Annotated in this window: 17 protein-coding genes; 4 read left to right on the forward strand and 13 right to left on the reverse strand. The window is 65.2% G+C overall.

All coding sequences use genetic code 11. The features are described from left to right. Window positions 1-10 precede the first annotated feature (10 nt). On the forward strand, window positions 11-2,377 hold the full coding sequence (locus AB4850_RS00945) for a TonB-dependent receptor (RefSeq protein WP_414440755.1): 2,367 nt from the start codon (window positions 11-13) through the stop codon (window positions 2,375-2,377). A 102-nt stretch (window positions 2,378-2,479) separates the two neighbouring features. Here the strand turns inward: AB4850_RS00945 and AB4850_RS00950 are convergent, their stop codons facing one another. From AB4850_RS00950 to AB4850_RS00960, 3 genes are all read right to left on the reverse strand, one after another. Beyond that, entirely contained in the window at window positions 2,480-3,118 is a 639-nt protein-coding gene (locus AB4850_RS00950; RefSeq protein WP_414440756.1) for a hypothetical protein, read from the reverse strand. A gap of 142 nt (window positions 3,119-3,260) precedes the next feature. Beyond that, on the reverse strand, window positions 3,261-4,412 hold the full coding sequence (locus tag AB4850_RS00955; RefSeq protein ID WP_414440757.1) for a porin: 1,152 nt from the start codon (window positions 4,410-4,412) through the stop codon (window positions 3,261-3,263). Window positions 4,413-4,744: 332 nt separating this feature from the next. Then, window positions 4,745-6,253, reverse strand: coding sequence for a class I SAM-dependent methyltransferase (locus AB4850_RS00960; RefSeq protein WP_414440758.1), 1,509 nt, complete (start codon window positions 6,251-6,253; stop codon window positions 4,745-4,747). Between the two features lie 82 nt (window positions 6,254-6,335). Here AB4850_RS00960 and AB4850_RS00965 point away from each other — a divergent pair, with 82 nt between their 5' ends. Continuing rightward, entirely contained in the window at window positions 6,336-6,551 is a 216-nt protein-coding gene (locus AB4850_RS00965) for a hypothetical protein (protein ID WP_414440759.1), read from the forward strand. Between the two features lie 40 nt (window positions 6,552-6,591). Here AB4850_RS00965 and AB4850_RS00970 read toward each other — a convergent pair whose 3' ends face one another. Then, entirely contained in the window at window positions 6,592-7,527 is a 936-nt protein-coding gene (locus AB4850_RS00970; RefSeq protein ID WP_414440760.1) for an NmrA/HSCARG family protein, read from the reverse strand. 101 nt (window positions 7,528-7,628) lie between these two features. Here AB4850_RS00970 and AB4850_RS00975 point away from each other — a divergent pair, with 101 nt between their 5' ends. Both AB4850_RS00975 and AB4850_RS00980 read left to right on the forward strand, forming a co-directional pair. After that, window positions 7,629-7,991, forward strand: a complete 363-nt coding sequence (locus AB4850_RS00975) for a winged helix-turn-helix transcriptional regulator (protein ID WP_414440761.1) — start codon at window positions 7,629-7,631, stop codon at window positions 7,989-7,991. A gap of 109 nt (window positions 7,992-8,100) precedes the next feature. Continuing rightward, a complete protein-coding gene (locus tag AB4850_RS00980) occupies window positions 8,101-9,204 on the forward strand; it encodes a GlxA family transcriptional regulator (protein ID WP_414440762.1) in 1,104 nt (367 codons plus the stop codon). 25 nt (window positions 9,205-9,229) lie between these two features. Here the strand turns inward: AB4850_RS00980 and folE2 are convergent, their stop codons facing one another. From folE2 to AB4850_RS01025, 9 genes are all read right to left on the reverse strand, one after another. Next, window positions 9,230-10,129, reverse strand: coding sequence for a GTP cyclohydrolase FolE2 (gene folE2, locus AB4850_RS00985; RefSeq protein ID WP_414440763.1), 900 nt, complete (start codon window positions 10,127-10,129; stop codon window positions 9,230-9,232). Window positions 10,130-10,188: 59 nt separating this feature from the next. After that, window positions 10,189-11,406, reverse strand: a complete 1,218-nt coding sequence (zigA, locus tag AB4850_RS00990) for a zinc metallochaperone GTPase ZigA (protein ID WP_414440764.1) — start codon at window positions 11,404-11,406, stop codon at window positions 10,189-10,191. 328 nt (window positions 11,407-11,734) lie between these two features. Then, entirely contained in the window at window positions 11,735-12,886 is a 1,152-nt protein-coding gene (locus tag AB4850_RS00995) for a diguanylate cyclase domain-containing protein (RefSeq protein WP_414440765.1), read from the reverse strand. Between the two features lie 138 nt (window positions 12,887-13,024). Continuing rightward, complete coding sequence (locus tag AB4850_RS01000; protein WP_414440766.1) at window positions 13,025-13,258, reverse strand: hypothetical protein; 234 nt, start codon at window positions 13,256-13,258, stop codon at window positions 13,025-13,027. Further along, window positions 13,225-15,318, reverse strand: coding sequence for a hypothetical protein (locus AB4850_RS01005; RefSeq protein ID WP_414440767.1), 2,094 nt, complete (start codon window positions 15,316-15,318; stop codon window positions 13,225-13,227). Before AB4850_RS01005 ends, AB4850_RS01000 begins: the two co-directional genes overlap by 34 nt. A 1-nt stretch (window position 15,319) precedes the next feature. After that, a complete protein-coding gene (locus AB4850_RS01010; RefSeq protein WP_414440768.1) occupies window positions 15,320-16,159 on the reverse strand; it encodes a hypothetical protein in 840 nt (279 codons plus the stop codon). Continuing rightward, window positions 16,152-17,012 (reverse strand): DUF3304 domain-containing protein, encoded by an 861-nt coding sequence (locus AB4850_RS01015; RefSeq protein ID WP_414440769.1) that lies wholly within the window; start codon window positions 17,010-17,012, stop codon window positions 16,152-16,154. The genes AB4850_RS01010 and AB4850_RS01015 overlap by 8 nt, the downstream gene beginning before the upstream one ends. A 41-nt stretch (window positions 17,013-17,053) precedes the next feature. Then, window positions 17,054-18,118 carry a DUF4123 domain-containing protein gene (locus AB4850_RS01020; protein ID WP_414440770.1) on the reverse strand — a complete coding sequence of 355 codons (1,065 nt, stop codon included), beginning with the start codon at window positions 18,116-18,118 and terminating at the stop codon, window positions 17,054-17,056. Then, entirely contained in the window at window positions 18,118-20,685 is a 2,568-nt protein-coding gene (locus tag AB4850_RS01025) for a type VI secretion system Vgr family protein (RefSeq protein WP_414440771.1), read from the reverse strand. Before AB4850_RS01025 ends, AB4850_RS01020 begins: the two co-directional genes overlap by 1 nt. Window positions 20,686-20,909 lie beyond the last annotated feature (224 nt).

Raw genomic sequence — 20,909 nt, forward strand, 5'->3', positions numbered from 1 at the left:
GCCTTCGACCATGAAAACACCTGCTCCCAACCCTCGCGCCATCCTGCTGGCCGTGGCGGCCCTCGTTTCGCAGTACGCTCACGCGGCCTCGCCGGCCGCGGCGTTGGGCGGCGTCGTCGTGGATACGGCCGGTGCGCCGGTCGATGCGGCCAACGTCGTGCTGAAGGATGCCGGCGGCCACGACATCGCGCATCTGGCCACCGATGCGTCGGGCCGGTTTTCGCTGGCGGCCGTGCCGCCGGGCACGTACACGCTGGAGGTGTCGTCGTCGGGCTACGACTCGGTCACGCGCACGGTCAGCCCGTCGGATGCGCACCCGGCCGATATTTCGGTCACCTTGCCGTTCGATGCCGCGCTGGTCGACATGAAGGCGGTGCAGGTCACGGCGAAGCGGCTCGACGCCGCGCGCAACGGCCTGCTGCCCGAAACGGGCAGCAGCATCTACCGCATTTCGAGCGACGACATCGACGCGATGCCGCAAGGCGCCGATACCCCGCTGAACCGGGTGCTGCTGCAGGCGCCGGGCGTGGCCAACGATTCCTACGGACAACTGCACGTTCGCGGCGATCACGCCGACCTGCAATACCGGATCAACGGCATCCTGATTCCCGAGCCGATCAGCGGCTTCGGCCAATCGCTCGACACGCGCATCATCGATCACGTCAACCTGCTGACGGGCGCGCTGCCGGCCGAATACGGCTACCGCACGGCGGGCATCGTCGACATCCACACCAAGTCGGGCGAGGAGCTGGGCGATGGCGGCTCGGTCGACGTGTTCGGCGGCAGCCACCAGACGCTGAAGACCAGCGCCGACGTGTACGGCAACAAGGGCAAGCTCAGCTATTACTTCTCCGGCTCGCTCGGCGTCAACAACCTCGGCATCGAGGCGCCCACCTCGTCGCCGAGCCCGCTGCACGATCACACGCGGCAGGGCGACGCGTTCGGCTACCTGTCTTACGTGCTGAACCCGCAGACGCGCGTGAGCTTCATGTTCGGCACCACCTCGAATCAGTTCGAGATCCCGAATACGCCGGGCCTCACACCGAACTTCTCGCTGGCCGGCACGCCGAGCTTCGATTCGGCCAACCTGAACGAATCGCAGTCCGAACTGAACAACTTCGCGGTGGTGGCGCTGCAAGGCACCAACGGCGCGGCGCTCGATTACCAGGTGGCGTTCTTCACGCGCTACACGCGCACCCAGTTCAACCCCGATCCGGTCGGCGACCTGATCTACAACGGCGTGGCCTCGCAGGATTTCCACAGCGACACCGCCAACGGCATCCAGGCCGATACGACCTACCGCCTGAACGAGCATCACACGCTGCGCGCCGGCTTGTTCCTGCAACAGGAGCACGCCGAGTTTCGCGACAACGTGTCGGTGTTCCCGACCGACGCGGACGGCAACCAGAGTTCCGACGTGCCATTCTCGATCCCCAGCGCGGACAGCAAGACGGGCTACCTGTACAGCGCCTATCTGCAGGACGAGTGGAAGATCAATTCGCGGCTGACGATCAACTACGGCGTGCGCTACGACGGCATGGACCAGTACGTGACGGCGAACCAGTTGAGCCCGCGCATCGGGCTGGTGTTCAAGGCGGCCGAAGGCACGACGCTGCACGCCGGCTATTCGCGTTACTTCACGCCGCCGTCGTTCGAGCTGGTGTCGAGTTCGACGATCGGGCGCTATGCGGGCACCACCAACGCCAGCGCGATCACGCAGAACGATGCGGTGCAGCCCGAGCGTGATGACTACTTCGATATCGGCGTGATCCAGCAAGTGGGTTCGGACCTGACGCTCGGCATCGACGGCTATTACAAGAAGGCGCACAACCTGCTCGATCTCGGCCAGTTCGGCAGCGCGCTGATCTACACGCCGTTCAATTACCAGTACGGCAAGGTGGCCGGCCTCGAACTGACGGCGAACTACAAGCACCGCAACCTGTCGGCTTACCTGAACGTGGCGTTCAGCCATGCGATGGGCAAGAACGTCGATTCGGCGCAGTTCAATTTCGATCCCGACGAGCTGGCCTATATCTCGAACCACTGGGTCAACCTCGATCACGATCAGCGCGTGACGATCTCGTTCGGTGGCGCCTACACGTATCGCCAGACGACGTTCTCGTTCGACGGCATCGTCGGCAGCGGGCTGCGCGAGGGCTTCGCGAACACGGGCAAGCTGCCGTGGTACGAGCAGGTGGATGTGTCGGTGGTGCAGCGTCTCGACCTGCCGTGGATCGGCAAGGTGGACGGCCGGCTGGTGCTCGTCAATGCGTTCGGCGATTCGTACGCGCTGCGCGACGGTTCGGGCATCGGCGTGTTCGCGCCGCAATACGGCCCGTATCGCGCGGTGTATGCGGGTGTAACGAAGTACTTCTAAGCATCGTGACCGTGCGCGATCGGTGCTGCACGGCAAGTATGAGCAACGAAGGCCGGCCCGACATGGCGTCGGGCCGGCCGGTGTGGCTGGAGCCGTGGCCGGTCAGAGCTTCGGCGGGCGGCCCGTCTTTACCGTATCGACGGCGCCGATGGCGGCCACCAGCGCTTCGGTCGATGCCGCTTCGAGCAGCAGCAGGCCGGCGCGCAGCAGTTCGCTCTTCGATACCGACACACCGGCTTCGAGCGACTTGCTCTTGAGCACGTCGATCTTCGCGTAGTCGGACTTCGGCATCGTGAAGCTGTCGCGGATCACCTTCTCGCGCTTCGCGGGCTTGGCCGGGGCTTCCACCGGCGCTTTCTTGTCGGCTTTCGCGCCGGCCTTGGCTTTTGCCTCGGCCTTCGCGTTGGCTTTCGCCGCGGCCTTGTCGTCGGGCTTGGTTTCCGTCTTGGCTTCGGGCTTCACGTCGGCTTTTTCTTCGACCTTCGCGACGGCCTTTTCTGCCGCCTTCGCCTTCTCGTTGCTCTTCACGTCGACCTTCGCCGCGGCCTTGCCGGCCTTCTTCGCGGGTTTTTCCGCAACCGGTGCTGCCGGTGCGGCGGCTGCCTTGCTGCTCTTCTTGGTGGTCTTCTTCGCGGCCTTGTCCGCCTTGACGGTGGTTTTCTTCGGCGCGGCGGCGACGGTGTCGGCTTGGGCGGCGTCGGTTTGCGGGGTGGCGGCGTCGGGCGTGGTCGGCATGTTCATGGAGGCTCCAGTCGAATTAACAATATAAACAGTATATATCGTTTATATTGTTCCACCGCCTAGGTGCGGACCCTTGGGTCGTCGACTGCGTTGCGGCGTTCTTCTCCCCGTCGCCCGTGCTGCATCGATTGCATCGTTCTCCTCAGAACCGCGTACGCAGCCCGACAGTCGCCACCACCTGCGTGGCCGAACCCGATGCACCACCCGCCGTATCGATCAGCGCCACGTAGTGGTGCCCGCTCACACGCTGATAAATCCCTTCGAAATACACGTCGGTGCGCCGTGACAACGAATAGACGAGCTGCGTGTCGATCTGCTGCCATTTCGGCGAACTGCCGTAGGACGCCGAGCGCGTCACGTGCCCGGCCGTGAACACATAGGCCAGCCCCAGATCGAGATGGTGCGCGAGCCGGTAGCGGCCGTTCAACTCGTAGTTGTCGAAACCGACCTGTCCGTTCGAGGAACCGAACGCCTGGCTGCCTTCGAACTGGCTGTGCGAATAGACGAACGCAACGGAACCGTCGCCCGCCTGATAGCGCGCCGCGCCCGCCACCACGCGCTGCACGCGCGCGGCGAGCTGGAAGCCGGCCACGCCGTTCGCGCTCGATTCCGCGGTATCCAACGCGCCGGCCGTGTTGGTGCTGTTGGTGCCGTCCACCTGCAAATAGCCGGCCGCCAGCGAGAGCGGCCCGTTCGCATAGCGCGCGCCCGCGCTCCACGCGCGGTTCGTGCTGAAGCCGGTGCTGTTCGAAAACGCATAGAGGCCGCCGAACTGCAGCCCCGAGAAATTCGGGCTGGCGTATTTGACGGCGTTGCTGAAGCGCAGCAAGTCGGCCATGTTGTCGTTGTCGTACGGGTGCGCGAAGCTCGATTTGCCGAACGAGCCCGATTCGGCCGACAGCGGCGCCACGTAATCCACCACCGAATCGTATTGACGGCCGAGCGCGGCGAAGCCTGCGTTCGGCGTGCGAATGCCGACATAGGCTTCCCGCCCGAACAGGCGATTGTCCTGGCCGAGCTTGCCGTTCTGGAGGTTGAAGCCGTTCTCCAGCACGAACACGGCGCGGTAGCCGTTGCCGAGATCCTCGCTGCCGCGCACGCCGAAGCGGCTGCCGTTGATGTTGCCGCTGGTGGCTTGCAGCAGCGCGCCGTGTTGCCCGCTCTTGGCAACGTTGTTGGTGTACATGAGGCCCGCATCGATCAGGCCGTAGAGCGTGACCGAGCTTTGTGCATGCGCGAACGGCGAGACGAAGCCCGCGAGGAGCACCCCGCTCCGAATGATTTTTTTGAACATCTGGATGAATTGTCGCTTTAGCGTGTGAGGTGAAAGCGGATGCTAAAGACGTGAAATTCGATTCCCAACGTCAGGCTTCGGGAGTCCAAATGAATGAAGTTCGGGTATGGATTGCAGGATGGAATGGATAAGGATATGCGCTCGCGTGATATGAAAATCAGGCGCGAGAAGTGCTGAAAATATCCTTGTTATTCAAATGGATCTGCGAGTTTCAAGCCGAGAATTGCAGGCCGGCGAGGCGCGATTGCTTTTAAAGCGTGCTACGTCATTCAGCTAGTTGCAATTCTCAATTCCAGATGGCGTGTGGCTGAAAGTCGTCACGTCAATGCCATTCAGGCGATACCCAGCGCCTGCAATATCGGCACATGCATGTCGGCGAAGCGTTGCGCTTTGTCTCGCAGTGCCTGACTGCTCTCCTGCCCATCGAGCGCCGCTTCCGCAAACGCGGCCCATTGCGCCGGTTCGCTGAAACCGCGCTGCCGCGCCAGCAGGAACAATTGCGCTACGCGCGGCACCCGCACGCCCGACCCGGACACGGGGCTGGCCAGGAACTGCACGTCGCCGCGTTGCAGCGCCTGCTCGCAGATGGCCGCGTTCAGTCGGGCCGATGTGCTCCGCGCGGCGGCGATTCGTGCGTCATCCTGAACGTTCAGCAACACGCCGCTTCCTACCAGCAACGTGACGGCCTTGACCACGCCATCGAACGTCAGCCCGTGCGCATGGCGTTCGATCTCGGCGAGGCTCGTGGGGCGATGGCCGGCCAACGCATCGAGGATCGGCCCGTAGGTGGCGGCTGGCAATACTGCTTCACCGAGCGCGCCGCGCACCTTCAACTGCACGGCTTCGCGCGGCAGTGCCAGCATCACGCGCTGCGCGCGCAGCGCGGCCTGGCGTGCTTCCGCGCCGAGCGCCGGCGCGCCCTTGATCCAGTAATCGCGACGCATCGAGCGCAGCGTGCAGAAATCGCGCGTCGTCTCGCGCACGATGGGGTCGTCGATCTCCGCCAGCAACGCGCGTTGCGCGGGCGTCAGGTTGATCTCGTCGACGTGATCGCGATAATCGGCCGAGCCCGCATAACGCAGGCCGCACGCGCCGAACGTGGCGGCCACTTGCGAGAACGTCAGCGGTTGCCAGTCGCGATTGAAATATTCGTGGGCGAGGTAGTGCGCATCGTCGGCGGACAGCGCATCGATGCGCGCGGCCAGTTGCGGGTTCGCTTGCGCATAGCCGGGTTGCGCGGCCATCACGCGCTGGAGGAACGCCACCGATTGGGCGACCTGCGACAACGCGCGTGCTTCGTCGGACGCTTCGCCGGGCGATGCATGTTGCGCTCCGGCGTGAAAATGGCTGCGCAGCAATTCGCGCACCGGCAGCATCGCGGCCCAGCCCGGCTCGGTGTTGTAGCTGACGTACACCACGCCGCCGTGGTTGAGCTTGCGTTCGATGAACTCGGCGAGGCAGGCGCGATGCTCGTCGGCCACCCAGCTCCAGATGCCGTGCAGGCCGATGAAGTCGAAGTTCGGCAGATCGTCGCGCGCGCAGAACGCCGCGAAGCTGTCGGTGCACAACGTGGCCCGCGAGCCGGCTTGCTGCGCGAGTTGCTGCGCGAAGCGCGCGTGCGCGGCGTTGAAATCGGTGCCGAACCAGCGGCTGTCGGAGCCGGCCGCGTGCAGGTTGACGCTGACGCCGTGGCCATAGCCCAGTTCGCAGGCGGCGCGCACCGTGGGCGGCGCGAAGCCCGATTGCAGCAACGGCAGGGGCAGGCGCAGCGGATTCAGTTCATCGCAATAGCCGTAGGTGTAGGCAATCCCGTCGATGTTGCCGGCTGTCCAATCGCTCACGATCCGTTCCGCTTCCCTGAAGGCGCACCCGGCGCCAGGGCCGGGCCGGCGTGAGCCGAAGCCTCTCACGGCGCGGGGCGGCTTGTCCATCGGCGCCGCGAGGGTGTGGATTTACGCGCGAATCCGCGCCAGGGCGGCGGGCCTTCAGCTTGTCATAAGGCGGCCGCGCCTATACACGCAATTCACGCCGAACGAGCGGCGCTTCTTCGAGCAGATCCTGCGGCCGCAGGTGGAGGCGGGGCGGATGGTGTCGGCGGAGCGCGTCGCTTATCTGACGGCCGTGAAGCCGGGCGGCTGAGGCGGATGGCTGAGGTGGCTGGCCGAGGCGTGCGCCGCGTTCAACGCAGCGCGATCTGCGCCGCGTCCGCGGCGAGCGCCGCCTCGAACAGCGGCTTGCCCGGCCCGGCCAGCCACGCGTCGAAGTCGAGCAGCGGGCCGAACTCCTGTTCGAGCGCCGGGATATCGGCGTGCCCGGCCAGCCGCCCGTCGTCGAACAGTTCAGCGAGGCGGCCCAGGAACGGGTTCTGGGCGAGCAGGCTGTCGGGAAAGCGCGCGTAGCGGATCGGCCGCCCGGCGGCGCGGCTCAGGCTCGCCTGCAGGCTTTCGGCCGTCAGTTGGTCGCCGGCGATTTCGAGCGTGCGGCCCGCGAAGCGCTCCGGCGCGGCGAAGATCTTCGCGACGATCCGGCCGATATCCTGCGCGGCGATCGTCTGCCCAGCCTGGCCCGGCCGCAGGAAAAACGTATAGGCATCCTGATCGAGACCCATGCCGGGCAGCATCAGCAGTTCCATGAAACCGGCCGGGCGCACGATCGTGCTGGTCAGCGCGAGGCCGCGAATGTGCGCCTCGATGGCCGACTTGCTGTCGAAATGCCCCATGCCGGTTTTCTCGGGGCCGGCCGCGTTGACCGAGGTGTAGACGAGGTGCTGCACGCCCGCTTCCACGGCGAGATCGGCGATGGTCGTTCCGTAGCGCACTTCCTGCTCGTCGCTCACGTTATAGGCCGTGCCTTGCCCCGAACTCGGCTGCACGCTGAACACGCCATACGCACCCTGCATGGCAGTCCTGATCGATTCCGGATCGGCGAAATCGCCGCGCACCAGCTCGATGCCGCGCGCAGCCAGCGCCCGCGGCTTGTCCGCCTGCGGATCGCGCACCAACGCGCGCACCGCCCAACCCTGTTCCTTCAGCGCGGCGGCCACCGCGCCGCCTTGCTGCCCCGTCGCGCCGAATACCAGCACGACGCCGTGCGTGCGTTCCCGATCGATTGCCATCTTCGTATTCCTCAGTGTCAGAGGTCGTTGATGGTATACATTTGATACCTGAACGCAATTACGCACCTGAAGGCTACCTGGTAGCCCGGAGTATCCCGCCCATGGCCTCGCTGTCCCCGGAAGACCTCGAACTGAACCGCCTCGTGCTGGAGGAGATCACCAGCAAGTGGACGCTGCTGGTGCTCGGCTGCCTGTGCGACGGGCCGATGCGCTTCAACGCGCTGCGCCGCGCCAACGAGGGCATCACGCAAAAGGCGCTGACGCAGTGCCTGCGCCGTCTGGAAGCGAACGGTTTCATCACGCGCACGGTGGTCAGCACGGCGCCTGTTGCGGTGTCCTATGCAATCTCGCCGCTCGGGCGCTCGCTGGAGCCGCATCTGCAGGCGATCCTCGGCTGGACGGTGGCGCACCGCGAGGCGGTGATGGCGGCGCGGCAGGCGTTCGCCGCGCAAGGAGGCGGGTAGGCGGCCGGCCGCCCGGTTGCGGGCGTATGATCCTCGGGGCCGTCATGGCGCCTTCAACATCCGGACGATCGAGCGCGATGGTCCGGATCTCGCGAGCACGATCTCTGTCATGGTTTTGTCCGTTTCCTCCCGCGATGTCACGCCCGCCGTCGAGGCCGATCCGCATGCCGGCAAGTGCCGGTTTGCCTTCGTTCTGCTGAACGATTTCACGCTCGTCGCGTTCGCGGCGTTCGTCGACGTGCTGCGCCTCGTCAGCGATTCGGGCGACCGCAGCGGCCGGGTGCGCTGCAACTGGACCTTGCTGACCGAACAGGCCGGCCCGGTGCGCGCCAGTTGCGGCGCGCAGATCGTGCCCGACGGCGGGTTCGGCGAGCAACCCGATTACGACTACGTGGTGGTGGTGGGCGGCCTGCTCGGCGGGCGCAATCGCGCCTCGCGCGCCACGCTGGCGTTTCTCGCGCGCTGCGCCGGGCGCGGCGCGACCGTGGTGGGGCTGTGCACCGGCAGCTTCGCGATGCTCGAAGCCGGGCTGCTCGATGGGCGCAAGATCTGCGTGAGCTGGTTTCATGCGCAGGACCTGCTCGAGGCGTTTCCGTCGCTCGATCCGCAGCAGATCGTGTCGGACCGCCTGTTCGTGGCGGACGGCAATCGCATCACCTGCGCGGGAGGGCGCGCGTCGGCCGACGTGGCCGCGACGATCCTGCGCCGGCATGTGGACGCGTTCGTGGTGGACAAGGCGCTGCGCATCCTGCAGATCGCGCATCCCGACGACGGCAACGCGCCGCAGGCGCCCGGCGGCCGCTTGCCGGAGCGTTGCCATCCGAAGGTCCGGCGCGCCGCGCTGATCATCGAGCAGCACATCGCCACCGGCATTTCGCCGGCGCAACTGGCCGAGCGGCTCGACCTGTCGGTGCGCCATCTCGAACGGTTGTTCAAGGAATCCACCGGCATGGGGCCGCGCGCCTACTGCAAGCAGATGCGTTTGCAGTTCGCCGCGTGGCTGCTGGCGCGTACCGACAAGCCGGTCGCCGACATCGCGGTGCGCTGCGGCTTCCCGAGCGGCTCGCACCTGAGCCGCGAATTCCGCACGCATTTCGGGCTGCCGCCGGTGCGCTACCGTGCGCAGGGCGCGCAACGGGCGCGGGATGCCGGCGGCGCCCCGGCCGCGCATGACTGGCGCGACGTCTATCCGGACCGGATCGAATTCTATTGAGCGCGGCGCGGGCCCCCGCTTGCTTCTATCGCGACGGCGCGGACCACGCCACCGCGTCGTGCGGATGCAGGCTTTCCAGATGCCGGACCTGCACGCGCGCATCGTCCTGGTCGCGCAACGCGGCCTGGATGCGGCGCGCGGCATCTTCCACGAACATCAGGTTGCCGCCGTTGAGCGCCGCGAAGGCCTGCTCGTCGGCGCGCTTCACGGCCGTCTGCACTGGCGTGCCGACGGCTGCCTCGATGCGCTCGATCAGCGCGAGCAGGCCGAGCGTGGGCGCATCGCGGTCGGTGCCGACCGAGACGCAGGCCTCGCTGCGCTGGCTGTGCGGGGTGGCGAGCGTCGCGTGGCGGCGCAGCCAGGCGCTCACGGCGGCGGGGGCGACCATCGCCTGCCCTTCGAACGCCTGCTGGAAGCCCTGTTCGATCAGTTGCCGCGACAGCGCGGCCGAGCACGGGCAGGTCGACGAATAGCCCACCGTCACTTCGCTTCGCAATGCGAAGCGTCCGCCGGCCAGCTCCGCATCGATGCGCACCGGATACGATTTCCAGCCCGACAGCCCTTCGGTGACGAGCGCCGGGCGGCGCGTCAGCAATTCGGCATGCAGGCGCAGCCGCGCGTTGCGTGTTTCGCAGTCCCGATGGCTGTCGATCATCGCCTCGAGCAGCCGCCGCAGGCCGGCCGGCGAGAGCGGGCCGGCCTCGGCGTGTTCGTCGAGCAGCCGGTACAGGCGCGACATGTGGATGCCCTTCACATGCGGGGCGGGCAGATCGACCTGCAGATCGGCGCGCGCATGCAGCGTGTGCCGGTAACCGGGTTCGTCGAGCGTGACGGGCACATCGATGCCGCGCATGCCCACCCATTCGAGCGGGCCGAGGTTGGGGGCGAGGTCGGTCAGGGAGACGTCGGGAAGCGCTTCGTTCATACGGAGAACCAAAGGGTGGGGCGGCCCCACCGGCTCACGGCATGGGGCGCGCGTTCAAGTCAGGGCCAATCTGAAAACGGGCTGGGCCAGGCGGCCCAGGCTTGCGGGCCTTGCGCCATTTCCGCGTCGGTCAGCAGGCAGGCGTCGAAGCGGGCGCGCAGCGCGGCCTCGTCCATCTCCATGCCGATCAGCACGATTTCCTGGCGTGCGTCGCCCACGCGGTCGTCCCATTTCGCGCGGATCAGCGCGACGGCTTCGGGGTCGTCCGGCCAGCGTTCGTCGGGCACGGCGGCCCACCAGTAGCCGGCGGGGCCATGACGCGCCACCGCGCCGGCCTGCGACCAGTTGCCGGCCAGCGTCGGATGGCTGGCCAGCCAGAAGAAGCCCTTCGAGCGCACCACGCCGGGCCATTCGCTTTCGACCAGCACGTGGAAGCGTTGCGGATGGAACGGGCGGCGCGCGCGGTAGACGAAGCTGCCGATGCCGTATTCGTCGGTTTCGGGGCGGTGCATGCCGCGCATTTCCTGCAGCCAGCCGGGCGCCTTCGACGCCTCGTCGAAATCGAACAGCCCGGTGCCGAGCACGCGGTCGAGCGGCACCTTGCCGAACTCGGCCGCCTCGATGCGCGCGCGCGGGTTGAGGCCGCGCAGGATCGCCGTCAGCCGTTCGCGCTCGCCGCTGTCGAGCAGGTCGATCTTGTTCAGCACGATCACGTCGCAGAACTCGATCTGCTCGATCAGCAGGTCGACCACCGTGCGGCGGTCTTCCTCGCCGAGCGATTCGCCGCGCGATTGCAGGCTATCGCGCGAGCTGTAGTCGCGCAGGAAGTTGTAGCCGTCCACCACCGTCACCATTGTGTCGAGCTGGGCGCTTTCGTTGAGACAGCGGCCGTCCTCGCCCTCGAACGTGAACGTTTCGGCCACCGGCAGCGGCTCGGAGATGCCCGTCGATTCGATCACGATCTGGTCGAAGCGGCCTTCCTGCGCGAGACGGTCCACCTCTTGCAGCAAATCCTCGCGCAGCGTGCAGCAGATGCAGCCGTTGCTCATCTCGACCAGTTTCTCGTCGGTGCGCGACAGCTCGGCGCCGCCTTCGCGCACCAGCGCCGCGTCGATGTTGACCTCCGACATGTCGTTGACGATCACCGCGACGCGCCGGCCTTCGCGGTTGTTGAGGATGTGGTTCAGCAGCGTGGTCTTGCCCGCGCCCAGAAAGCCGGACAGGACCGTGACCGGCAGCCGGGCGGGCGGGGTGGACGTGAGGGTGTCTTGACTCATCGTGGTATCTCGGGGAAAGGCGCGATGCGGCGGGCCGGGTTGCCGGTCACGCGACGATCCGGCGCCGGGTGATCGAAATGATACGTTATATCATCTCGGTGCGTGCGCGGAGTTTCGACGCGTGGGAATGGCGGGGGAAGGGGAAAGTCGGGGGTGGGTGGCGGCGGGAGCCGGGCGGGCAACGGTGAATGCCGTTTGTCGCTGGTTCGCCGCGCCTGCGCGCGAGCGGTTCGACCCGGTGGGGGTTCGCCCGCGCGCCGCGCGATGTTCGATCCGATCACATATCGAGCGACGCACGCGGCGGTGCGCCGTCAGCCGCCGTCAGCCGTCAGGCCGCGCGCACCAGCCGGTTGCCGCCGAGCGACTTGGCCGTGTAGAGCGCCGCGTCGGCGGCGGCCAGCATGTCGACGAGCGGCGGCACGTCGTGTTCGTAGCGCGCCAGGCCCACGCTGACCGTCGCCTGGATCGGCGTGCCGTCGCGATTGACGGTGATCTCGGCGGCGAAGCGTTGCGCGATGAAATCGCCGAGATCGTGGGCGCGTTGGGCATCGTAGCCCGACAACAGCACCGCGAACTCCTCGCCGCCGATCCGCGCCAGGATCGTGTCCGGCCCGAGCACCGCGCGGGCGACCGCGGCGAACGACTTCAGGACGTCGTCGCCGGCCTTGTGGCCGAAGCGGTCGTTGATGCTCTTGAATTGGTCGAGATCGAGCGCCAGCACGGCGAACGGCTGCTTGCCCTTCGCCTTGCGGATCGCCAGCGCGCCTTCCTCGAAGAACCAGCGGCGGTTGCCGAGGCGGGTCAGGTAATCGGTTTGGGCCTCGCGCAGCAGGCGGCTGTGGGTTTCCTCGCGCACCAGCCGCAGCAGCGTCATCGGCAGGATCACCGAATAGAGCACGCCTTCGTACATCGTGATCTGGCTGGCCAGCAGCACCAGCGGCGAGCCGTAGCGTTCGGCCAGCATCGGCAGCAGGAGCATGCGGGCCGCGTACAGCAGCGCGTGCAGGCTCGTGACCACGATCGCGATGCGGCGCGTCTGGAATGCCTTCAGGCTGGCGCTGCGCAGCAGTTCGCGCGCGGTCAGCGCGCTGGCCAGGGCGATCGGGCCGGCGCTGATGTAGAACCACATCGCCTGCGGCCAGTGCGCGCCGACGATCAGCCAGGCCAGCGCGTCGAGCAGCAGCAGGCCGACCGAGAGCCGCAGCACCTTCCGCCCGCTCAGGGCCGCCACCCCGCCCAGGATCAGCAGATAGCCGCCGAGCAGGATGAGATTGCTGATGGCCGCCCCCAGCACGCCCGGCAGCGCGGTGCGCGCGAGCACGATCACACATCCCGCGCCGAGCGTCGCGTACCCCGCAGCCAGGATCCGCAATGCCTTGCTGCGCTTGGGGTGTGACGCGTGTTCCCAGAACGTCAGGCCGGCACTGGCGAATAACGTTCCGATCGCGAGGAAATATAGGGTAAGAAGGTCGACGTGCATGACTGACGTGTAGGCCCGGGGCGGTGCTTCGCTGGGGCGAGGCGGCATTTTACGCCTAACGTCGGACAACCCGGAGAACGTCAAATTTGTTCAATTCGGGGGCCGGCCGCGGCGAGCGCCGCGGCCGGCCGCTGGCGGTCAGGGGAGCATCGGCGGCATGCCCTGCATGGTTTTCGCCCAGTCCTGCTTTTGCTTGGCGAGCCTGGCGGTGTCGGCGGCTTTCTGGTCGTCTTTCTTGCGTTGCTCGTCTTCGGCTTTTTTGTCGGTTGAACCGAAGGTGTCGGTGTCGCGGGTGCGGAAGTAGAGCGTGTCGGCCAGAACGTGATCCTGCCAACTGGTCAGCAAGGTGTCGTGGACGAGCATGTCGAACATCGCCATGACGTCGGGGGGAGGGGGTGCTTGCCGCCGATTCCTTCCTTCCAGGCGTCGACGAGCGCCATCTCGTCATCGGACAACAAGCCATATTCGAGCACGGACGCCGCGATTTGCGCGCCCCCCAAGCCGTAGGGGTCGGGAGGGGCGCTACGGAGTGATTCAGCCGTTTTCTTGCGCTGATCCTGCTTGCCGGCCTTCGCCACGAGTCGGTCGGCGTCGTTCTGCAAGCGCGTCCAGACGCTGGTGAAATCGCGCGGCGCGGTGCCGACGAGATTCTCGAAATGCGTTTCAGCGGCGTCGCGCTCGGCCTTCAGTTTGAGCAAGGTGGCCTGATCCTCCGGCGGGCGCGTCGAGATCATGCTCATGATGACGCCCTGACGTTGCATTTCGGCGTCGAGTTTGCTCTTGGTGAGCTTGCGCTGATAATCGGCCGCCGCGTAATCGCTGCGCCATTTTTCCACCGGGTCCGAAATCGTCTTGCGGAACTCCGGGTCCTGATAGCGCACGGCGATCCAGCGCAGAAAGATCTTTTCGTGATCGAGGATATTGAGCCCGGCCTTGCGTGGGACGAGCGCCTGGTAGGCGTCGACCAGGTGGCGGATGCGGTATTGCTTGCCTTCGCAGGTGATGGGCGTGGCGATGGAGAACTTGTCGAACGTCAACGCTTTGCCGGCCGCCATTTCCTCCATCGAACTGATCGCCGTGCCGGCTTTCATGGCTTCCAGCAGCATGTCGCGCAGCGGGATGCGCATCAATTCGGCGTTGAAGCCGAGCGATCCCTTGACCGCGCCGCCGACCACATCGCAACTGGTGCCCGGATAGAGGAACTGTTCGCCGCGCGTCTTTTCGAGGCTGTCGAGGCGTTGGTAGCAGCGCTTTTCGTGCGCCGCCGCGAAGTGCACGCAGCGCTCCACGCTGGGGGGCACGTCCAGCGCGCGATCCTTGTAGTCCGTCTTGATCACGTTGATGAACGGCACCAGCCCGACCACCTGGCTCGCTTCTTCCGACATGACGGACGACACCGCGTCGAGCAGGCCAAGGAATTTGATCTTGATCTTGACGCCGTCGATGGCCAGATCGAGGTCGTCGGTCTGCTTGTATTGTGTTGCCAGCGCATTGACGAAGGTGCGTGCGAGCACACAGCCTCGATCGGCGCCGAACACCGACACTTCGATCACGCCGACATGGGGCATTTGTGCCCGCACGGCGTTGTAGGCCGCCTTGAACTGGTCCATCGCGGCGAGCAGGCGGGTATCGATGCCGGTGCCGAAGTACATCGCCATGAAGGCGTTGTCGCGGACGATCGGCACGTTCTCCATGATGATGCCCGCGAACAGGCTGCGCGCGACGGTGCCGAGCGCCTTGAGCGGATTCTTCTTGAGGGCGCCGATCGTATCGTCCTTGGCCCCTTTCAGCACGAGGCTGCCGGCTGCTTTCGAGCGCTGGAGCAGGCGTTCAGAGGATGAAGTCAGCACGTTGGTGATGCGTCGGGCGTCCGCTGGAATTCCCTTGATCTCCTTCTTGATATCCTCGAACGCCTTTTCGAGCGGGCGGAACGAGAATTCCTTGGCGGATTCCTTGAGCGCCTTTTCGGCACGGGATTTCACATCGGCTTTTTCGAGCGGATCCTTGACGCGGAAAAAGGACTTGCCCACCGATTCGGCAGTGGATTTGACAGTGCTGACTACCTTGGCGGTGGCCATCTTGGTTGCCGCGGCGGTCGCATTCTTGATGGCGCTGGCGTCGGAGTCCTCATTGAGCGGCGTGCCGAGGCCCGAGTAGTAGAAGGCATACCAGAATTGATTGGCAGGACGTAGCGCTTCGTTGTTTTTGCGATGGGCTTCCCACAATCGACAAATGTTGGAGTATTGCGAACTTTCGGGGTCGTCGATATCGCGGTTTCTGCCGAATGCATCGAAGAAAAATCCCATGCGGATCACGGCTCCGCAGGGCAAGCATGTGGCCGCAGGATAGCTGGCGGCATTCTGCTTTGAAACTTGCAGCAAGACGGAAACCGGCGTTGCGTCGTCTGGATCGAGTTTGGATTGACCACCCATGCTATTTCTCCTGCGAGAGAGGAGGCGGAAGCAAGCCGTCCGGAATGGAGGGGACAGCTACAGGCGTGAATTTTCCGCTGGACAATTGCGATTTGACCTTGGGCGGCAATGTTTGAATGGCCTTGGCAAATGCACCGGGCTTGTCCTTGTTCGATTGCAGAATTTTCTGCACATCTGACTGCGTATCGAATCGATCGTTGACGAGCAGATTGAAGTAGGCGTACTGCTCCAGATCTTTCTGATCCGTCAGCCGATATTTGAGCCACGCTGCCGCGACCGCACGCGCCACATGACGGAATTGCTGATATTCATCTTCGCCGTTTCGCTTATTGACCTGGGCCTCGTATTGCCTCATCCATCTCATGACATCGACCATCGGCAGACGGGAAGCGTCATTCAACCCACCGGGAAACTGAAGCTCGACGTGATGATCCGGAAAGAAATGCACCTCCAACAGTCTTTCTCCGATGTGGTCTGGTGATTTTGTGGGCGGCAATGATGCATTGGCTTCGGCGGAGAAGCGTTTCTTGTCGCCGGTGTGCCACTGATCGACATCGTAGTATTGCCACGTCACCGTAAATTCAGTGCCCTTCAACGAATAGCAACATGTGACGCCCCCACCACCGCCACCCGGCGGATCATCGCCGCCGCCCGTCGCCTTGTTGCCATAGGCATCCGTCACCGTGAAGCGGATCATGTTATAGGGCAGGTAGTTCTGGCCCATGACCGAAATGCCGCTATAAGTCGGCTCCGATTTCCCGCAAGCGGACAACGAGATCATCATCGCGCCAGCGACAAATGCTCGGGCCGACCAGTTCAATATTTTCCTTACATCACGCATTTGAATCGTCCTTCCGATAGATGTTCTGTCCGATGGCGCTCGACTTGATTCGAGCGCGCTCCGGCGTGCTGCCGCTGACGGTTTCGGTGCGTGGCTGAGGCAGCAAGCCATCGGCAATCTCCGGTACCGCAACAGGCACGAACTTGTCGTGCTTCAACTCGGCCATCACGTTCGGCGCCAGCGACCGAATCGCCTTCGCGAACGCCCCAGGCGTGCCCTTGCTCGCCTGCAGCATCCGTTGCACATCCGCTTGCGCGTCGAACCGGTTGTTGACGAGCAGACTGAAATACACGTATTGCTTCAAATCGTCGGAATCCGCCAGGCGATACTTCAGCCACGCAGCCGCCACGACCCGCGTGATGCGGCGCATCTGCTGATCCTCGCGTTCGTCATAGCGCTTGTCCAGTAGCGATTGATATCTTTGCATCCATTGGACCACCTCGATCATTGGTACACGAGGCCTGTCGAGATATCCTCCGGGAAACTGAAGCTCGACGTGCTGGTCGGGATAGAAGTGCACTTCCAGAAGTCTCGCGCCGACAGGGTCTGGGAGTGGCGTTGCCGGCATCGACACCTTGGTTTCCGCATGGAACGTTCGCTTGTCGCCCTTATGCCACTGGTCGGCGTCGTAGTAATTCCACTTCACAATAAATTCGGTGCCTTTCAGCTTGTAGCAACACGTCATGCCACCGCCCCAGCCGGGAGGATCGCCGCCGCCACCACTGGCTTTGTTGCCGTAAGCATCGGTGACCGTGAAGCCGTCCATGTTGTACGGCGTGTAGTTCATGTTCATCAGGGAGATCGCGCTGTACGTCGGCTCCGACTTCCCGCAAGCCCCCAGCGCCACGATCATCACCCCAGCCGCCACAACCCGGCCCACCACCGCCCCCGCCCTCAACCCGCACCACCCAACCGCTTCAACTCCATCGCATCCCGAATCGCATCCCACTGCGCGTCGCCAATCCCCGCCAGCGCCGCATCGACATCCATCTCCCCACGCTTGACCGCCGCGAGGCACGCCTGCACATCGGGATGCTCGTCAAACCTTGGCGAAACATGCACACCGATCGTCACATACGACAGCACCTGCGAGGCGTCCTCGATCCCATAACCTGCAGCCCGTTCGATCAACAACACAATCGCTTCGTACAACTCGACATCCGACAGATGATCGACCGACATCGCCATCGTTTCGCGAAACTGCAGCGCCAGCTTGTCGGGATACCCGAGCGCGATCAATCTCGCATGCTGCATATCGACCAGATCAACGAGGCTGTCGCTGCCGATCACGCCGCCATCAGCGCCAACCGCCGCCTCGTTGCGCCACACCACTTCCTTGCGCCATCGATCGCGATACCGCAACGCGACGAACGGCGCGAGAAACCGCTGCGCCTGCGCATCGGACCACACCTGCCGCAGCCGCGCCAGCACATGGTTGTCGAAGAAGAACAGGAAGAACCGTCGCCCGCCCGGCAGTGTGTAGACGACATACTGCCGGCAATGCGCGTCGAGCCGGTCGAACGGCAGCGGCGACCACGCCCACGTCACGGCGTGCAGATCGACCAGGCGTGTCCACAGCTCGTGAAGCAGACGATGCTGCTCGCTGCCGGTGGCCAGCGCCTGCCGGTCGAAGGCGATCAAATGCGGGGCAATGTCGGGATACGCGTCGAGATTCGTCTCGCGCCACAGCGAGGCATGACGCACGCCGTGCGCGGCCGCGAGCCGCGCATCCAGGCCCGGACAACCGCGCGAATCGACGAACGCATACAACTGCAAGGGCAGGCCCTGCGCGGAGCGCTCGGCAAACCCGTCATGCAGGCTTTCCAGGAACGCGGGCCAATCGTCGAGCCGCGCGGGCGATTCCTCAACGACATCCATCACCTCGGCCGCATCGGTTGCGTCCGCAACCTCAACGCCGTCCTCCTGCACCACTGCCCCGGTTTCGTTCTGCTCGCTCATCAATCCGCCTCGACCATCGATTCACGTCCGCTGTGCGCATTCAGCAAGCACTCCTTGCACGTGCCGCCCGGCAGCGCCGGCAGCGGATACGGCATGCTGGCCGGCCCGGCGAACGTGTGCTGCGCGCCCTTCACGTCGATGGTGCCGGGTGCGTGGATCTCGATGTTGCCGCCGCTGATGCGGATATAGGCGCCGCCGGATGTCAGCAGCACGTCCTGCTTGGCGGCCACGTCGATGGTGGCGGTGGCGCTCACCAGCTTCAGCGTTTTCTGCGCGGTCAGCTCGATATTGTCGGAATGCGCCTGCACCTCGACCTTGCCCTTGCCGGCGAACAGCTTGATGCCGGCGTTCTGCACGAACAGGCTGAGGGTCTTGCGCACGCTGGCCACGAGCGATTTGCCGACGGCCAGCACCGTGCTCTGGCCGCTGACGAGGTTGATCTGCTCGGTGCCGGCCAGATGCACCGATTGCTGGCTCGACAGCGCGATGCCGGCCGGGCTGCCGAGCAGCATCACCGGCTCCTTGAACGCGTTCGCGCTGCCGGTGCCGCCGCCCGCGGTGTTGCCGCCGGAACCAGAGCCAGAAGCGGAGCCGGCCACGCTGTTTTGCGTCGCGTCGGTGAACGCCTTCATGGCGTCGTGGCCCTCGGCGAGCGTCTCGGCCTGGTGCGTCTCGCTGACCTGCGACAGCGATTCGATCAGGCTCTCGGCATTGACGAGCTGCTGCTGCGACTCGCGCACGTCGAGCGGCTGGCTGTTGGCGGCCTTCGGATGGGTGGTGAGATACAACCCCTGCGCGGCGCGCACGGCGCCGTAATCGTCGGTGCGCAGATCGAAGCCGCTGCCGAGATAGCCGCCGCGCGTGTTGCCGTTCTGGTCGATCAGGTAGCCAAGATGCAGCAGCGAATTGGCGCTGCTGCTGGCGAGACGCATGCGGTTCTGGCCGGTGGCGTCGTCGAGCACCATCTCGTTGTAGCCGCTGCCGGCGTATTCCTTCGAGCGGTGGCCGGACAGAATGCCGTTGCTGTGCCATTGCGGCTTGACCGCGCCGTTGTACACGCGATGCAGGCAGATCGGCCGGTCGCAATCGCCGCCGAGATAGCCGATCAGCACTTCCTCGCCGACGCGCGGCATATGCACGCCGCCATAGCCGCCGCCGGTGTCCGATTGCGCGACGCGCACCCAGCACGAGGCGCGCTCGTCGCCGTCGTTGAGGCGATCCCACACGAAGCGGATCTTGATGCGGTTCAGCGCATCGGTGTACACCTCCTCGCCCTGCGGCCCGACGACGATGGCGGTTTCGAGCCGCATCTCGGGCTTGGCGTGCGCGAACGGGCTGCGGTACGGCACGGCGGTGCGCTGCGCCTCGACTTCCACGCGATAGAAGCCGGTCGAGCCATCGTCGTGCGTCACGGCGAACCCGCCGTCGCCGCTGTCGGCGCGCGCCTGCGCCAGTTGCGGCTGCAGGCTGTGCGGAAAATTCGCGTCGTGGTCGGACAGCGGCAGGTTGTTCTCGATGAACCCCTGCACGCGGATCGCGGCGAATTCGCGTTGCGAATCGGCGTCGCGATCGTGCTCGGGATGGCCGGTCAGCGTAAAGCGCCGGCCGGCATCGATGCCGCGCACGCCGCCCGCGCCCGTGAACCGCTTGGCGCGCGATTCCCATTCCTCCAGCCGGATGTTCGACAGCGCCTCGCCGCGATCCTGCGCGGCGAACGTGTAGGCCCCGGTGTATTCGTAGACTTCGGTTTGCTGCGGCAGGCTGCCCTGGTTGTCGCGCGTCGGCAGCGTGGTGCCCTTGGGGTTGGCGGTGGCGGCCGGCGATTTGTAGTCGAACGTGCGCGTGGTATGCGCGCTGCTTTGCAGCGTGCGCGAGCCGGCCCATTGCGTGAACGCGTCGGCTTCGCTGCCGGTGGCGATGCGCGCGAACGTGACGGCTGCCGGGGAAAGCGCGTCGAGCGAATGGATGTCGTCGGTGATCACGAGCGTGTGCGACGCGCCGCCCGCATCGTGCCGCCAGAAGCCGAACAGGCCTTCCTGCTCCATCAGGCGGTGCACGAACTGCCAGTCGCTCTCGCTCTGGCGGCAATACGAGCGGCTCGGCAGCGGCTTCGACAGCGCGAACCGATAGCGGCCCTGCGCCTGCGGATGCGCGTCGAACACGGCGGCGAGGATGGCGTCGGTGCCTTGATCCTGCCAATAGCGCATGTCGCTGCGAAAGCGCAGGAAATGCATCCACGAGGCCATCGTCAGTTGATAGCCCGACAGGCTGCCGTCCGAACCGAGCCGGCGCGCGGTATGGATAAAGCCATTGACGGGCCGGTACGACATGTCCGCCTGCTGAATCCACAGCGTGATTGGCTGCGCAATCAGCGATTTCAGTTCGACATCGGGCGCGGCGGACACCATGTCGAGCGTCATGCTGAAATCGCGGCCCAATTCGGCGTGCGTGACAGCCCGGCGCGGAATCAGGGTGTTATCGGGCAGGCAGGGAATATCCGTCTTCAGCAGACGCCCCTGTTGAATCAGGCCGCCACGAATGGCCTGAGCCAAATCGGTCATGTCCATGCATTTCCCATCGTTTTATCGGTGGCGGGCGCGAGCTTCCCGCACACGTTCGGAGGTAGCGCTCCGAATGGCAAAGCGGCATTTTAGCGGGATTACGAAGGCCTGACGATGACTGTCGATTCAATTAATGTCAAAACGCCATTTGAAGCGCGTCAAATGGCGTTTTGAATGGCGGCGAGCGCGAGATAACCTGTCGAATCGAACAGGCGAGTTGAAAACGATTT

Origin of the sequence: Burkholderia sp. 22PA0106 (genome assembly GCF_047497155.1) — a bacterium.
GTDB lineage: Bacteria > Pseudomonadota > Gammaproteobacteria > Burkholderiales > Burkholderiaceae > Burkholderia.

Coding starts and splice junctions, on each gene's coding strand:
- AB4850_RS00975 (WP_414440761.1), top strand. CDS start 7,629: ATGGCCTCGCTGTCCCCGGAAGACCTCGAACTGAACCGCCTCGTGCTG.
- AB4850_RS00970 (WP_414440760.1), bottom strand. CDS start 7,527: ATGGCAATCGATCGGGAACGCACGCACGGCGTCGTGCTGGTATTCGGC.
- AB4850_RS00955 (WP_414440757.1), bottom strand. CDS start 4,412: ATGTTCAAAAAAATCATTCGGAGCGGGGTGCTCCTCGCGGGCTTCGTC.
- AB4850_RS00995 (WP_414440765.1), bottom strand. CDS start 12,886: ATGCACGTCGACCTTCTTACCCTATATTTCCTCGCGATCGGAACGTTA.
- AB4850_RS00980 (WP_414440762.1), top strand. CDS start 8,101: ATGGTTTTGTCCGTTTCCTCCCGCGATGTCACGCCCGCCGTCGAGGCC.
- folE2 (WP_414440763.1), bottom strand. CDS start 10,129: ATGAACGAAGCGCTTCCCGACGTCTCCCTGACCGACCTCGCCCCCAAC.
- AB4850_RS01000 (WP_414440766.1), bottom strand. CDS start 13,258: ATGTTCGACATGCTCGTCCACGACACCTTGCTGACCAGTTGGCAGGAT.
- AB4850_RS01025 (WP_414440771.1), bottom strand. CDS start 20,685: ATGGACATGACCGATTTGGCTCAGGCCATTCGTGGCGGCCTGATTCAA.
- AB4850_RS01005 (WP_414440767.1), bottom strand. CDS start 15,318: ATGGGTGGTCAATCCAAACTCGATCCAGACGACGCAACGCCGGTTTCC.
- AB4850_RS01020 (WP_414440770.1), bottom strand. CDS start 18,118: ATGAGCGAGCAGAACGAAACCGGGGCAGTGGTGCAGGAGGACGGCGTT.
- AB4850_RS00950 (WP_414440756.1), bottom strand. CDS start 3,118: ATGAACATGCCGACCACGCCCGACGCCGCCACCCCGCAAACCGACGCC.
- AB4850_RS00945 (WP_414440755.1), top strand. CDS start 11: ATGAAAACACCTGCTCCCAACCCTCGCGCCATCCTGCTGGCCGTGGCG.
- zigA (WP_414440764.1), bottom strand. CDS start 11,406: ATGAGTCAAGACACCCTCACGTCCACCCCGCCCGCCCGGCTGCCGGTC.
- AB4850_RS01010 (WP_414440768.1), bottom strand. CDS start 16,159: ATGCGTGATGTAAGGAAAATATTGAACTGGTCGGCCCGAGCATTTGTC.
- AB4850_RS01015 (WP_414440769.1), bottom strand. CDS start 17,012: ATGATCGTGGCGCTGGGGGCTTGCGGGAAGTCGGAGCCGACGTACAGC.